The organism is Hydrogenophaga sp., from assembly GCF_011772445.1.
Taxonomy (GTDB): Bacteria; Pseudomonadota; Gammaproteobacteria; order Burkholderiales; family Burkholderiaceae_C; genus Hydrogenophaga.
The window spans coordinates 142,704-156,156 of record NZ_WVZN01000022.1; the positions used below are offsets into that span (position 1 = coordinate 142,704).

Genomic DNA, 13,453 nt, shown 5'->3' on the forward strand with positions numbered 1-13,453 from the left:
GGTGGCTGTAGCTCAGTTGGTAGAGTCCAGGATTGTGATTCCTGTCGTCGTGGGTTCGAGTCCCATCAGCCACCCCAGCAGAACCCCATGAAAAAGCCCGGCAACCGCCGGGCTTTTTCTTTGTGCGCCTGGTGCATCAGGCGCGTCGGTCCCGCCGCCCGTGCCGGGCCGGGCTTGCGATGCTGCCCAGCCCGCACAGTGCCAGTGCGAAGGCGACCAGAGGGCCACTCGGGGCGTTCATGACCCAGGAGGCCCCCAGGCCCAGCAGGGCGGCGCTGATGACCAGCCCGAACACGGCGGCGAATCGCAGCCCGGCGCGCCGCCACAAGCCCGGTGCGATCAGCGCCGCGAAGACCACGAAGAGGCCCAGCACCTGCACGGCCAGGCTGCTGACCAGGGCGAACGTGGCGTAGAACCAGACGTCGCCGCCGAGGCGGCGACGCACCAGGCCCACCAGCGCGGCACACGCCACCAGCAAGGCCACTTGCGGCCAGCCCGACCAGAGCACGTCGGCCGCCAGCAGGGCGTGCAGGTGTTCGCCACCGTGCGCGTCGATCTGCGCGGTGAGCAGCGCAGCGCAGGCACTGGCCACGTAGGCCAGACCGATGAGGGCTTCTCGTTGCGCCGGCCACCAGCGCGCCAACGCGGCCACCAGCGCCACCACCAGAAAGGCGCCCGCGATGGCGCAGGCCTGCACCACGGGCCAGGGCGGGTGTCCGCCCAGCACCGTGGCGGCAAGGGCAGCGGCGGCGGCGGCCTGCGCCACCGCGAGGTCGATGAAGACCACGCCGCGCTCCAGCACGCGCTGGCCCAGGGGTGCCAACGCCAGCACGCCGGCCACCAGTGCCAGCGCGGGCGCGAGGAACCAGGCGTCCATCAGCGCGGGTTCAGCAAGGCATCCACGAGGCCGTCCATCCAGCGGCCCAGGGCGTCGGGCGCTTCGGGGTCGTCGACGGTGGCCGGCAGTTGCAGCAGCGGCACGCCGCCGCCCATTTGTTGCACGAGCCATCGCCCGGCGCGCGGGTTCTGGTGGCCGGTCACGACCACGGCGTGTGGCGGATGGGCCCGCAGTCCGGTCAACAGCGCCTGCAGGTGCCCGGGCGTCGGCGCCAGGCCTGGCTTGGGTTCGAGGTCGGCCACCTGCCGCATGCCGAGCCACCGCCACAGGTAGGCGAAGCTGGCGTGTTGGGCCGCCACGCCTTTGTCGCGCAGCGGCGCGGCCTTGAGCTCCCAGGCGCGGATGCGCGCGCTCCAGTGCGCGTCGAACGCGGCCTGGCGCTCGGCGATACCGGCCTGCTGGGACGGAAACAGTTGCTGAAGGCGTGCGCCCCAGGCGCGAGCCACCTGCAGCAGACGGTGCGGGTCGGCGTGCAGGTGCGGGTTGCCTTCGGCGTGCACGTCGCCGGCGAACGGGTTGCCGCCCTCGCCGGGCCGCGCGTCGATGAGCGCAACGGCCGAGGCGGCGTGGAACATGCCGGGCGCGCCTTCCTGCACCGCGGCATTGCCCGCGCGCTGCCGCAGCATGGGCAGCCAACCCGCCTCCAGCGAAGCGCCGGTGCAGATCGCGGCATCGGCCGATCGCAACTGGGCGATCAGCGCAGGCCGGGCCTCGATGTGGTGCGGGTCCTGTCGGGAATGCGTGGCGACGTGCACCGTGGCCTGGGGCAGCAAGGCGCGCGTCAGCGCGGCCCACTCGGGTTCGCAGGCGAAGATGGTCTGCGCCTGCAGCGGCGTGAAAGCCAGCAGCAGCAAGCCGCCGCTCAGCCAGCGCTCAATAGCTGTGCGCACCGTGGGCTCCGAACGCGACGACGTACTGCAGCTGGATGGCGCGCCTGGCCGGGTGCTCGAAGCCGATGGCCCTGTCTTGCGTCGTGTATTGCAAGCGAAGGCTTTGGCCATGGCTGGGCTTCCAGGCCAGCATCAGGGCCGTTTCGTTCAGGCGGCCATCGTGGAAGTGATCGCCATGCGGCATGGCCACGCGCAGCTGATCGAAGCGCACGCCGGTTTCCCAATGGGGGTGAAAGCGCCAGACGGTGGACAGCGCGTAGGCCTTGTGCCGGTCCTGCGAGCTGGCGAAGCGGTTGATGCCCGAAACCTGCGCGGCCTCGACCGTCACACGCACCTGCTGGTCGCTGTTGTTGCCCAGGGGCGCCCACTTCCAGGTGGCGTCCACCATCCAGGTGTGGCGGCCACCGAAAGCGGCGCCGTGGTGGTGGTGGGCGTGGTCGTCGTGCCCTTCCTCCTCGTGCCCTTCCTCCTCGTGTCCTTCATGTTCCTCCAGCGCCGCGATGCGCCGGCTCTTGAGGTAGGACAGTCCCAGCTGCCAGCTGTTGGAGCGATTGAAGTCGCCGCCCAGCTTGGTGGTCAGCGTGAATGCGCCGGCACCGTTCACCGGTTCATCGGTGTCGGCGATCAGGCGGCGGCCCCGGAAGGCTTCGGCGCCCACCATCCAGTACAGGCGCGTGGGCAGCGTGAGGTTCAGTCGCACGCCATCGTCGTTCCAGTGCCCGCCAAGAAACGCGCGGTAGAGCAGGGGGCGCTCGACGAAGTCGTCCGCGTGCGGGTGCTGCTGGTTCAGGTAGCCGATCTGCGAGGCGAAACGCCCGACGCGCGCCGTCAGACCCAGCGGCAGCGTGCGCGTCTCCAGCCAGGCCTCCTCGAAGGCCGACTCCAGCTCGCCGTCGTGCGTTTCGAGCACGCCGGTGATCTGCGCCTGCAGGTGCCGGCCGACGGGGCCGCTGGCGGTGAGGTCCGAGTGGCCCAGTTGCAGGCCCTGGTCGCGCGCGCCGAGTTCGAGCGCGCGGGAAGTGGCGGTGGCGTCCAGCACGGCGCCGAACTGCCACCGCTCGGTGGGGGCATCGGTCTGTGCCTGGGCCGCGGCGGCCAGCAGGGCGGCGGCGCCGATGAACAGGTGTCGCATGTCGGAATCCTTTCTTTATTGATATTGAGAAGTGTATATCAATAAAGAGGCCATCCGTGCCGATCGATCCGCACCTGCGCGTTCGCACCGGCCTCCTAGAATGCGCGCAGCCACGACACCGACCATGGAAAGAAACACCCGCCAACGCAGCGCCATCGAGGCCGTGCTCTACGCCGCCGGCCGGCCCCTGTCGCCTCAGGAAATCCTCGAGGCCGCCCAGCAGGGCGCGCCCGGCCTGGGCATCGCCACGGTCTATCGGCAGATCAAGGCCTTGCAGGACGCGCAACTGATTCAGCCCGTGCTGCTGCCCGGCGAGAACCCGCGGTACGAGCTGTCGGGGCTGCACCACCACCACCACTTCCAGTGCAGGCAGTGCCAGCGTGTGTTCGACATCCACGCTTGCCCGGGCGATCTGGACCGCATCGCGCCCCCGGGCTTCAGCGTGGAGCGGCACGAGCTCACGCTCTATGGCCTGTGCGACGAATGTGGCGCCAGGCGCGGACGCCACAAGCCCGCCGCGGGGTAGCCGTCGGCGAGGGAAACCGCCTGGGGTCCGGTCAGGGTGAAGGCGCGGCCTGCGCCTGCCAGCGCGCCAAGCGCTCGCGCAGCGCGGCGTTCTCCTGTTCAAGCACGCGCACGCGTTGGCGCAAGGCCTCGAGTTCGTCGCCGGGCGTGGCGCTGGCCGCGGAGTCTGCGTCGGACGCTGGCGCCGGCTCGCTGGCCACCGGCGGTTTGCGGCGCGCTTCGCGCACGCGCCGGGCTGCCTGCCGGAGTTCTTCCTTGCCCGCGAGCGCGGCGTCCTTCTGCTCCTGCTCGGGCAGGCTGGCCACGGCCGCGGCGGCGTTCAGGGAGATGTCACCCGCCTTGAGCGCCTCCACCACTTCCGGCGTGGCGTGCTTCTGGATCTTCTCGATCATCACCACCTGGTTGCTGCTCAGGCGGGCGGCGCGGGCAATGTCTTCGCGGCTGTTGAGCGCGCGGATTTCAGGGGCGTCGGGAGCGCCGGGCGTGTGCGCTTGCGGCATGGGCGCCACTTCATCTTCGGGCGGCAGCGATTCGGGCGGGGGGCTGGCGGCGAGCAGGCGCGCGCGCCGGGCGCTGATGATCTCGCGCTTGCGCAGGGCGAGCACGCCGCGCTGGAAGTCGGACACGCTGCGGCGACCGAGGTGCTGGTCGATCATCCACAGGTGCACGTCTTCCATCGACTGAAAGCGCGGGTTCTGCACCGTCTGGAAGGGCAGGCCGTGCTTCTGGCAGATGCCGTAGCGGTTGTGTCCGTCCACGAGCACCTCGCCCCACAGCACCAGGGCATCGCGGCAGCCTTCCGCGAGGAGGCTGCGCTCCAGTGCGTCGTGCTCGTCGGGTGTGAGGGGGTCGATGTAGGCTTTGAGCTCCGGAAGAATGGTGATCTGCATGGGGTCGGCGGAAACGGGCGAAAGGCCGGCGACTATACCCACGCCGCGAAGCGCCGCGGGCCGCCACCGGCGCACCCGTTCGGGTGGCCGGCTCCCTCAGGTCAGTGCCAGCGACAGCGCCGGAAACACCGCCACCAGCAGCAGCACGAACAGCATCGCGCCCACGTAGGGCAGGGTGCCGCCGAAGATGGCCTCCACCGAGACCTTGGGATCGTTCAGGGTGGATTTCACGGTGAAGACCGAGATGCCGAAGGGCGGCGTGAGCAGGCCGATCTCGACCGCGAGCACGGTGAGCACGCCGAACTGGATCAGGTTGAAGCCCAGGTCGCTGGCGATCGGCACGGCCACCGGCGTCATGATCAGCAGGATGGAACTGGAGTCCAGGATCATCCCCAGGAAGAGCACGATCAGCACGTAGATCAGCAGGAAGCCGTAGGGGCCGAGGCCCGCGTCCTGCACCAGGTCGCTGATGGCCACCGGCACGCCGGCCACCGACAGCATGCGGCTGTAGAAGCTCGCGGCGATCAGCAGGATCAGGATGGTGACGGAGACGCTGCCTGTTTCGTGCAGCACGCGCCAGAAGCGGCCCTGGCCCAGGCTGCGCCGCGCCAGCGCCACCAACAGCGCGCCGAAGGCGCCGATGCCACCGGCCTCGGTGGGCGTGAAGAAGCCGCTGTAGAGCCCGCCCAGCACCAGCACCACCAGCGCCACGATGGGCAGCAGCTTGCCCGCCATCTGCGCGCCGCCGAGCAAGGGGCCGGTGGCGCGCTGCAAGGCCATGTCGCGCTGGCGCTGCAGGTCGTACACCATGCCGGGCGCGAAGCTCGCCATCAGCACGATCAGCACCACGAAGGCGGCCGCCAGCAGGAAGCCCGGGATGATGCCGGCGATGAACAGCGTGCCGATGGACTGCTCGGCCAGCACGCCATAGATGATCATCAGCAGGCTGGGCGGGATCATCATGCCCAGCACCGAGCTGCCGGCCACCGTGCCGGCCGCGAAGGCGGTGCGGTAGCCGTGGCGCGCCATCTCGGGCACGGCCACGCGCGTGAACACCGCGGCCGAGGCGATGGACACGCCCGTGACCGCCGCGAACACCGTGTTGGCCGCCACCGTGGCCACGCCCAGACCGCCGCGCACGCGGCGCAGCAAGGCCTCGGCCACCTCGAAGGTGTCCTTGCCCACGTTCGATATGGACACCAGCAAGCCCATCAGCACGAACAGCGGGATGGTGGCGAAGATGTAGTCGGCCACGCCGTTGTAGGCCGAGAGGTAGAGCAGGCGCATGGCCATCTCCACGTCCTCGCGCATGAGCCAGATGCCGGCGAAGCCGATGCCGATCAGCGCCACCGCGATGTGCACGCCCAGCAGGACGAAGACCACGAGGGCGCCGATGAGCAGGCCGCCGAAAGCGAGTTCACTCATGTGGGCTCCCGAATTCGCCCGCATGGCGCCACAGCGAAGGGATCTGCAGCAGGTAGGCGCCAGCGGCCACCAGCGAGCCGGCGACGATCAGCGCGCGAAACGGCCAGGTGGGCACGGTGTACACGCCTTGCACGCCGAAGAACTCGCTGCTGCGCCAGGCCTCGGTGAGTTCGGGCCAGGCGATGAGGGCCAGCGCCACGAAGAGCGCCGTGCCGAGCACCGCGTTGCCCACCTCCAGCAGGCGCAGGGCCGTCAGCGAACGCGCGCCGACCAGGCGCAGCAGGAAGTCGCTGCGCGTCATTCGGCCCGAGCAGATGGCCGCCGCGAGCTGCAGGAACACGATGGAGGCCACGGAGCGCGCCGCGAATTCGGCCACGCCCGTGATGGGCGTGTCCAGGAAATTGCGGCCGACCACATCGGCCACCACCATCATCATCATGAGGAAGATCCACACGGTGCCAGCGGCAGCCAGTACCCGCGCGATGCCCTGCAACGGGTGTGGATCGCCGGGCGCGGCGGCGCCGCCCTCGGCGGCGAGTTCGGGTTCCTTGTGCACGGTTCAGCGGTTCTGGCCGTCCCAGTCGCGCAGCGGCTTCACGCCGCGCGCGCGCAATTCGTCGAAGTAGGCCTTGAGCACGGCCTTGCCGTTGTCGCCCGTGGCCTGCAGCCAGGGCTGCACGATGTTGGGCAGTCCGTTGACCCACCGGGTTTTCTCGGCCGGCGGCAGATCGGCGATCTGCAGGCCCGCGGCCTTCATGGTCTCCAGCGCGGCGTTGGCGGTCTTGGTGACGTGCTGGCCGTGCGCCTTGGACGTGGCCTTGCCGGCCTGCGCGAAGGCGTCCTGCACGTCCTTGGGCAGGGCGTCGTGGAACTTCTTGTTCGCGGCCACGCTGCCGAAGTACATGGAGCCCACGTCCACGCGCGTGAGGTACTTGGCCACCTCGTACACGCGCGCCGGGCCGATGCCACTGGCAAAGGACAGCGCGCCCTGCGTCACGCCGGTCTGGATGTTGGTGTAGTAGGTGGTGAGCGCGCCGTCCACCGGCGTGGCGCCGGTCTCGCGCAGCCAGTTGGCAGAGGTGCCGGGCGCGTTGATCTTCTTGTTCTGAAGATCGGCCATGGTGCGGATGGGGAAGTTGGCGTAGATGTCGTAGCTGTCGGTGATGAGCGAGGACAGCGGGACCATGTTCTGCGCCGCCCAGCTCTCGCGCAGGGCGGGCACGCTGGTGTTGAGTTTGTCGAAGATCTCGATCAGCAGCTCGTGGTTGGTGGTGGCGAAGGGCGTGAAGTAGGTGACGTTCTGCAGCGGCATGGCGGAGTTCTCCCACACCGTGCCGACCATGCCCACGTCGACGATGCCGTCGCGAACGGCGGTGCGCGTGTCGGTGAACTTGTAGAGCGTGCCGCCGTAGTTTTCGCGCCAGCGGATCTCGTACTTGCCGCCGCCGGCCTTGAGGATGCGGTCCACCTCGGGCTGGAACACCTCCTTCATGGCATAGGCCCAGATGTTGGTGGTGGGGTGGCTGGAGCCGATGTTGACGGTGATGCGCTGCTGCGCGGCAAGGGGCAGGCTGGCCAGTGCCAGCGCGCTGGCCACGGCGAGTGTCGAAAGCTTCATCTGTCTTGTCTCCTTCTGTTGCTCTTGGGGTGGCGGCTCATCGAGCCGGGGTCTTCTGCTTCCTTGTCTGTGCAGGTGCGTCGGCGAGCAGTTCGCGGCTGCTCTGCAGATAGCCGCGCACGCGGTCGCGCACCAGGGCCTCGTCGCAGGTCTCGTGCACGGCCTCGCTGTGCACGTCCTGGCCGTAGATCCAGCGGCGGATCGAGATGTAGTACATGCCGCCGTGCAGGCCCATGAGCAGTTCGAGCTCGCGCTCGCTGGGTTTGGCGCGGGACGTGGAGCCTCGGAAGCGCCGCGTCTCGCGGATCAGGCGCGGGAAGAGGCGCTCGCGCAGCATGGCGAAGAAGCGGTCGGAGATGGCGTGGTCCATCAGGCCCGAGAACATGAGGATGCGCACGAACTCGCGCGAGAGCGCGTTGTTCACGTAGTCCGCGTAGAACGCGGTGAACTTGTCCTCGACCTCGATCGTCTGGTTGTCCAGCAGCTCGTCCCAGCTCTCACGCCAGCGGCCTTCGAACACGTCGAGGTACACGCGGTCGATGAGCGCCTGCTTGGTGGGGAAGTAGTGGTAAAGCAGGGCGTGCGTGACACCGATGCTGCTGGCCAGGTCGCGCAGTTGCCCGCCGAAGCCGTTGGACGCGAAGAACTGGATGGCGCCGTCGACGATCTGGCGCTCGCGCTCTGACACGCTCAGGCGACGGCGCGTGGGCGCGCCATCCGCCACCGGATCGTCGGCTTTTTTTCTTCGCTCAGGGTTTTTCTGTATGCGCACGCTATTTACCGTACGGTCAATGAGTCATAGCATTGTTGAACGGTTGGTAAACAAGCGCACCCGTGAAAACCCGGGGGCGGAGAAAACGAATGGAACTCAACGGAGACATCCTCGTCGCGGCTCCTCGCGACAAGGTCTGGGCCGCGCTCAATGACCCGCAGGTGCTGGCGCGCTGCATCCCTGGCTGCGAAAGCATGGAAGCCACCAGCGACACCGAGCGCACCGCGCGCGTGGCCGTCAAGGTGGGGCCGGTGCGCGCGCGCTTCACCGGGCACCTGCGGCTGCAGGACGTGCGGCCCGGCGAGGGCTGCACGCTGCAGTTCGAAGGCTCGGGCGGCGCGGCCGGCATGGCCAAGGGGCAGTCGAGTGTGTCGCTGAGCGAAGAGGGCGAGGGCACGCGCCTGCGCTACACGGCGCAGGCCTCGGTGGGCGGCAAGCTCGGGCAGGTGGGTGGCCGCATGATCGACGCCGCGGCCAAGCAGATGGCCGACCAGTTCTTCGAGGCGTTCCAGGCCGAGCTCGCACCCGCCGCGGCCGGTGAAGCGGCGGCACCGATCGCCGCGCCGACGCCATCGGTGGCCCCGGTGCCACCGGACGAGGCCGGCGCGCCGGCCCGCACCGCGCCCCCCACGCCCATCGCGCGCCCCATGCCCGCCCACGCCTCGCCGGTGCCCGGCGAGGGCGTGCGCGTCCTGTGGTTCGCGCTCGGTGCACTGTCCACGGGCTTCGGCGTGTGGATCGCCTCCCTGTTGTCCGCGTGAGGAGGGCCGCTTGAAAGCCGCTGCATTCGACTACGTCCGGGCCGGCTCGATCGAGCAGGCCATCGATCTGCTGGGCCGCCACGGCGATGACGCGCGCGTGCTGGCCGGCGGCCAGACGCTGATGGCGACGCTGAACATGCGCTTGTCCGAGCCCGCGCTGGTGATCGACATCACCGGTCTGGCCGCGCTGCGCGGCATCGAGCTGCGCGGCGAGGTGTTGCGCATCGGCGCGCTGAGCACACACACGCAGATCGAACAGAGCCCGCTGGTGGCGCGGCACGCGCCGCTGCTGACCGAGGCTGCGCCCCACATCGCGCACCGCGCCATCCGCAACAGCGGCACCTGGGGCGGCTCCATTGCCTACGCCGACCCGGCGGCCGAGTGGCCCGCCTGCCTGCTGGCCTTGGGTGGCACGGTGGTCGTGCAGGGCCCGGCGGGCGAGCGCCGAATCGCGGGCGATGACTTCTTCACCGGCCTGTACGCCACGGCCCTGCGGCCCGACGAGATCGTGGTGGCGGGCGAGATCCCGGTGGCCACGCCCGATGCGTGGAGTGGCATGTCGCAACTGGCGCGCCGCCACGGCGACTACGCCATCGTCGGCCTGGCGGCTTCCGCGCGGCGCCAGGGTGGGGTGCTCTCGTCGGTGCGCCTGGCCTTCATGGGCGTGGCCACCACACCCTGGCGCGCTCGCCGGACCGAAGCGGTGCTCGACGGCCAGGTGCCCGATGAGGGAACGCTGGCGCGGGCGGTGGATTGCCTGCGCGGCGAAATCGATCCCCTGCCCGACCTCACCAACACCCCTGAGACCAAGCGCCACCTGGCCGGCGTGTTGCTGCAGCGCCTGCTGGCCTCGGCCCGCCCCTGAGCCACCTCCGACACGAGAGCCCTTCCATGCCAGACCTGTTTCCCCTCAACGTCACCGTCAACGGCCAGGCGCGCCGCTGCGCCGTCGAACCGCGCGCCCACCTCGTCGATTTCCTGCGCGAGGACCTCGGCCTCACGGGCACCCACCTCGGCTGCGAGCACGGCGTGTGCGGCGCGTGCACCGTCGAACTCAACGGCCAGATCGTGCGTGGCTGCCTCACCCTGGCCGCACAGGCCGACGGCGGTGAAGTGAACACCATCGAAGGCCTGAGCCAGAGCGGCGCGATCCGCGACCTGCAGCAGGCCTTCGTGTTGCGCAACGCGCTGCAGTGCGGGTTCTGCACCTCGGGCATGCTGATGGCGGCGAAGGAGCTGGTGGAGACGCGCCCGCAGGCCACGCGCGCCGAGGTGCGCGACTGGATCTCGGGCAACTACTGCCGCTGCACCGGCTACCACGCCATCGTCGACGCCATCTGCGACGTGCTGCGCCAGCGCCAGGAGGCCGCCCGATGAAACGCGACATCGTCAACCTGGAGCCCGGGGTCGAACAGCCCGCGCCGATCGCTCCCGTCACCGAGGACCAGCGCTACATCGGCGCGAGCGTGCCGCGCGGCGGCATCGAACGGCTCACGCAGGGCCTGGGCCAGTTCATCGACGACATCGAGTTGCCGCGCCTGGCGCACGTGGTGTTCTGGCGCAGCCCGGTGGCGCACATGCGCATCAAAGCCGTGCACGCCGACGCCGCGCGCGCCATGCCGGGCGTGCTGATGGTGGCCGACGGCCAGGACCTGGCCAAGGTCTGCAAGCCCTGGGTCGCGGTGCTGGGCCACCTGGCGGGCATGAAGTCGGCGCCGCAACACGCGCTGGCCGTGGAACGTGCCTGCTGGCAGGGCGAGCCCGTGGTGGCGGTGGTGGCGGAAACGCGCGCGCAGGCCGAGGACGCGCTGCAGCACGTGGTGGTGGACTGGGAGGAACTGCCCCTGGCCACCGACATGGAAGCCGCGCTCCACGAAGACACGCCCCTCATCCACGCCGAGCTGGGCGACAACCTGTGCTTCACGCGCAGCCTCGATGTGGGCGACGTCGACAAGGTGTTCGCCGAGGCCGACGCGGTCGCCGAGGCCACGTTCGAGTTCGGTCGCCACACCGGCGTGACGCTGGAGCCGCGCGGGCAGATCGCGCACTGGAACCCGGCCGAGCAGCGCCTCACCGTCTACCACGCCTGCCAGGCCCCGCACATGATGCAGGACCTGTACGGCCGCCAGTTCGACCTGCCCGCCAGCGCCATTCGCGTGGTCTGCAAGGACGTGGGCGGCTCCTTCGGCATCAAGGTGCACGCCTACCCCGACGACTTCGCGACCGTGGCGCTGTCCATGCTGCTGGGCCGCCCGGTGAAGTTCGTGGCCGACCGGCTCGAGAGCTTCACCAGCGACATCCACGCGCGCCACCACCGCGTCAAGGCGCGCATCGCCGTCAAGCGGGACGGCGAGATCCTCGGCTTCGACATGGACGACCTCACCGGCATCGGCCCGTACTCCATGTTTCCGCGCACCAGCGCGATCGAGGGCAACCAGGTCGTCAACCTGGTTGGCGGGCCGTACAAGCACCGGCACTACCGCGCGAAGCTGGACGTGGTGTTCCAGAACAAGACGCCGACCTGCCAGTACCGCGGCGTGGGCCACCCCATCGCCTGCGCGGTGACCGAGGCCCTGGTGGACCTGGCCGCGCGGAAGATCGGCATGGACCCGCTCGAGATCCGCGCGAAGAACGTGATCCCGGACGACGCCTACCCGACCACCGGTGCGTCGGGCATCAAGCTGGAGGTGCTGTCGCACGAGGCCAGCCTGAAGCAGTTGCGCGAACTGATGAACTACGACGCGCTGCGCGCCGAGCAGGTGGCGCTGCGCAAGCAAGGCATCCACCGCGGCATCGGCTTCGCGGTGGTCATCGAACTCACCAACCCCAGCGCCGCGTTCTATGGCGTGGGTGGCGCGCGCATTGCGTCGCAGGACGGCGCCACCGTGCGCCTCGACCCGGAGGGCGACATCACCGTGCTGGTGAGCGTGGGCGAGCAGGGGCAGGGCACCGAGGGCATCTACCGCCAGATCGCGGCCGACGCGGTGGGCGTGGACATTCACAAGGTCAAGGTCATCACCGGCGACACGGACGTGACGCCCTACGGCGGCGGCACCTGGGCCTCGCGCGGCGCCGGCATCGGCGGCGAGGCCGTGCTGCTGGCGGGCCAGGCGCTGCGCGAGAACATCCTCAAGGTGGCGGCGGCCATCCTCAAGCGCGACGGGGCCACGCTCGCGCTGCGCCGCGACCGCATCGTGGACGCCGGCAGCGGCGAGGAACTGTTGCCATTGAAGGAACTGGGCCGCATCGCCTACTACCGCTCCGACACGCTGCCGCCGGACTTCACGCCCGAGCTCATGGTCACGCGCCACTACGCGCAGCGCGACTACCCCTTCATCTTCACCAACGGTGTGCAGGCCTCCTACGTGGAGGTCGATCCCGACACCGGCTTCGTGAAGCTGCTGAAGCACTGGGCGGTGGAGGACTGCGGCCGCGTGCTCAACCCCATGCTGGTGGACGAGCAGATGCGCGGCGCCATCGTGCAGGGCATTGGCGGAGCGCTGTTCGAGGAGTGCCTCTACGACGAGGCCGGCCTGATGCTCAACGCCAACATGGCCGACTACCTGGTGCCCATGTCGGCCGAGATGCCCGACATCGAGGTGGCGCACGTGATGACGCCCACGCGCAGCTCGAAGCTGGGTGCCAAGGGCGCGGGCGAGGCGGGCACGGCGGGCGCACCGGCGGCGGTGATGAACGCCATCAACGACGCCATCGCGCCTTTCGGCGCGGTGGTGCACTCGCAGCCGATCACGCCGGAGAAGCTGTTGCGGGCACTGGGGAAGGTGGCGTGAACAGGAATGAAGCGGTGCCGACGGAGTCGCGGTCTACGTCTGCAGTTCGATTTCCCATTTGACCCAGTCTCCCCGGTAAATCACCTCGGCGAAGTAAAGGATGCGGTCGTTGCGGTCGAGGAATACACGCGTGACGTGCGCCACAGGCGTGCCGACCCTCACTTGGAGCAGCTTTGCTGAATCGGTGTCGGCGGTTCCGATCGACATGGTCTGCTGGGCCCGCTCGATGCGTACCGTGCGCTTCATCCGCAGAAGCTGGGGAATGACCGCCCGGGTCCGGAACTCGTCCGGCGCGCGCTGGAAGACCTCTTGCAACAGATAAAGCGCGATGACGGCGTACGGCTTGTTTTCGGTGAAGTGCAAGCGGCGCATGTAGACATAGTTGCTGCCTAGCTGTCCGGTGCCCGGCTCCACCGTCGGCATCGCATGGGACTCATCAAAGGTGAGCATCTTGGCGCTCGTCGACTCGTACATCGATGCGAGTGATTCGAGCGAGGTGCTCATCACAACAGTGTTCGGCACGTCGTCTGCTTTGGTGACCACCGTGCCATGGCCGCGCCGTGGTGTGAGAAGGCCCTCGCGGGTGAGCAACTGGACCGCCTGCCGCGCCGTCACCCGAGCCACCTTGAACTCCTCGGCGAGGGCTTCGAGCGTCGGTATCAGGGTTCCCGCCGGCCACTCCCGCTTGTTGATGCGGCCACGCAGGATGTCGGCGACCTGCAAATAGAGCGGTATGGGGTTGTCCGCCAAC

The 13,453-nt window shown here is 69.3% G+C and carries 14 protein-coding genes and 1 tRNA gene; 6 read left to right on the forward strand and 9 right to left on the reverse strand.

The window, feature by feature from the left end; translation table 11 throughout:
• Position 1: 1 nt before the first annotated feature.
• A tRNA-His gene (locus GTO19_RS10150) sits at positions 2–77 on the forward strand.
• A gap of 59 nt (positions 78–136) precedes the next feature.
• Here GTO19_RS10150 and GTO19_RS10155 read toward each other — a convergent pair.
• The 3 genes from GTO19_RS10155 to GTO19_RS10165 are packed head-to-tail and all read right to left on the reverse strand — an operon-like array spanning position 137 to position 2,920.
• On the reverse strand, positions 137–877 hold the full coding sequence (locus tag GTO19_RS10155) for a hypothetical protein (protein WP_291021544.1): 741 nt from the start codon (positions 875–877) through the stop codon (positions 137–139).
• Complete coding sequence (locus GTO19_RS10160) at positions 877–1,788, reverse strand: zinc ABC transporter substrate-binding protein (RefSeq protein WP_291021545.1); 912 nt, start codon at positions 1,786–1,788, stop codon at positions 877–879. Before GTO19_RS10160 ends, GTO19_RS10155 begins: the two co-directional genes overlap by 1 nt.
• Positions 1,772–2,920: a hypothetical protein gene (locus tag GTO19_RS10165; protein WP_291021546.1), complete on the reverse strand. Its 1,149-nt coding sequence runs from the start codon at positions 2,918–2,920 to the stop codon at positions 1,772–1,774. Before GTO19_RS10165 ends, GTO19_RS10160 begins: the two co-directional genes overlap by 17 nt.
• A 124-nt stretch (positions 2,921–3,044) precedes the next feature.
• Between GTO19_RS10165 and GTO19_RS10170 the strand changes: the two genes are divergently transcribed.
• Positions 3,045–3,446, forward strand: coding sequence for a Fur family transcriptional regulator (locus GTO19_RS10170; RefSeq protein ID WP_291021547.1), 402 nt, complete (start codon positions 3,045–3,047; stop codon positions 3,444–3,446).
• Positions 3,447–3,477: 31 nt separating this feature from the next.
• On the opposite strand, the gene GTO19_RS10175 is transcribed toward GTO19_RS10170, so the two are convergent.
• The 5 genes from GTO19_RS10175 to GTO19_RS10195 all read right to left on the reverse strand — a co-directional run bounded on the left by GTO19_RS10175 (position 3,478) and on the right by GTO19_RS10195 (position 8,150).
• Positions 3,478–4,335, reverse strand: a complete 858-nt coding sequence (locus GTO19_RS10175; RefSeq protein ID WP_291021548.1) for a plasmid replication/partition related protein — start codon at positions 4,333–4,335, stop codon at positions 3,478–3,480.
• 96 nt (positions 4,336–4,431) lie between these two features.
• On the reverse strand, positions 4,432–5,760 hold the full coding sequence (locus GTO19_RS10180; protein ID WP_291021549.1) for a TRAP transporter large permease: 1,329 nt from the start codon (positions 5,758–5,760) through the stop codon (positions 4,432–4,434).
• Positions 5,753–6,316 (reverse strand): TRAP transporter small permease subunit, encoded by a 564-nt coding sequence (locus tag GTO19_RS10185; RefSeq protein WP_291021550.1) that lies wholly within the window; start codon positions 6,314–6,316, stop codon positions 5,753–5,755. Before GTO19_RS10185 ends, GTO19_RS10180 begins: the two co-directional genes overlap by 8 nt.
• A 3-nt stretch (positions 6,317–6,319) precedes the next feature.
• Positions 6,320–7,378 carry a C4-dicarboxylate TRAP transporter substrate-binding protein gene (locus GTO19_RS10190; RefSeq protein ID WP_291021551.1) on the reverse strand — a complete coding sequence of 353 codons (1,059 nt, stop codon included), beginning with the start codon at positions 7,376–7,378 and terminating at the stop codon, positions 6,320–6,322.
• Between the two features lie 37 nt (positions 7,379–7,415).
• Positions 7,416–8,150, reverse strand: coding sequence for a TetR/AcrR family transcriptional regulator (locus GTO19_RS10195; RefSeq protein ID WP_291021552.1), 735 nt, complete (start codon positions 8,148–8,150; stop codon positions 7,416–7,418).
• Between the two features lie 89 nt (positions 8,151–8,239).
• On the opposite strand from GTO19_RS10195, the gene GTO19_RS10200 reads away from it, so the two are divergent.
• From GTO19_RS10200 to GTO19_RS10215, 4 genes are read left to right on the forward strand one after another with little or no spacing between them, the layout of a single operon-like run.
• Positions 8,240–8,911, forward strand: coding sequence for a CoxG family protein (locus GTO19_RS10200; protein ID WP_291021553.1), 672 nt, complete (start codon positions 8,240–8,242; stop codon positions 8,909–8,911).
• A 10-nt stretch (positions 8,912–8,921) separates the two neighbouring features.
• Positions 8,922–9,776 carry a xanthine dehydrogenase family protein subunit M gene (locus GTO19_RS10205; RefSeq protein ID WP_291021554.1) on the forward strand — a complete coding sequence of 285 codons (855 nt, stop codon included), beginning with the start codon at positions 8,922–8,924 and terminating at the stop codon, positions 9,774–9,776.
• 26 nt (positions 9,777–9,802) lie between these two features.
• Positions 9,803–10,288, forward strand: coding sequence for a (2Fe-2S)-binding protein (locus GTO19_RS10210; RefSeq protein WP_291021555.1), 486 nt, complete (start codon positions 9,803–9,805; stop codon positions 10,286–10,288).
• Positions 10,285–12,702: a xanthine dehydrogenase family protein molybdopterin-binding subunit gene (locus GTO19_RS10215; protein ID WP_291021556.1), complete on the forward strand. Its 2,418-nt coding sequence runs from the start codon at positions 10,285–10,287 to the stop codon at positions 12,700–12,702. Before GTO19_RS10210 ends, GTO19_RS10215 begins: the two co-directional genes overlap by 4 nt.
• Before the next feature lie 33 nt (positions 12,703–12,735).
• On the opposite strand, the gene GTO19_RS10220 is transcribed toward GTO19_RS10215, so the two are convergent.
• On the reverse strand, positions 12,736–13,452 hold the full coding sequence (locus tag GTO19_RS10220; protein WP_291021557.1) for a GntR family transcriptional regulator: 717 nt from the start codon (positions 13,450–13,452) through the stop codon (positions 12,736–12,738).
• Position 13,453 lies beyond the last annotated feature (1 nt).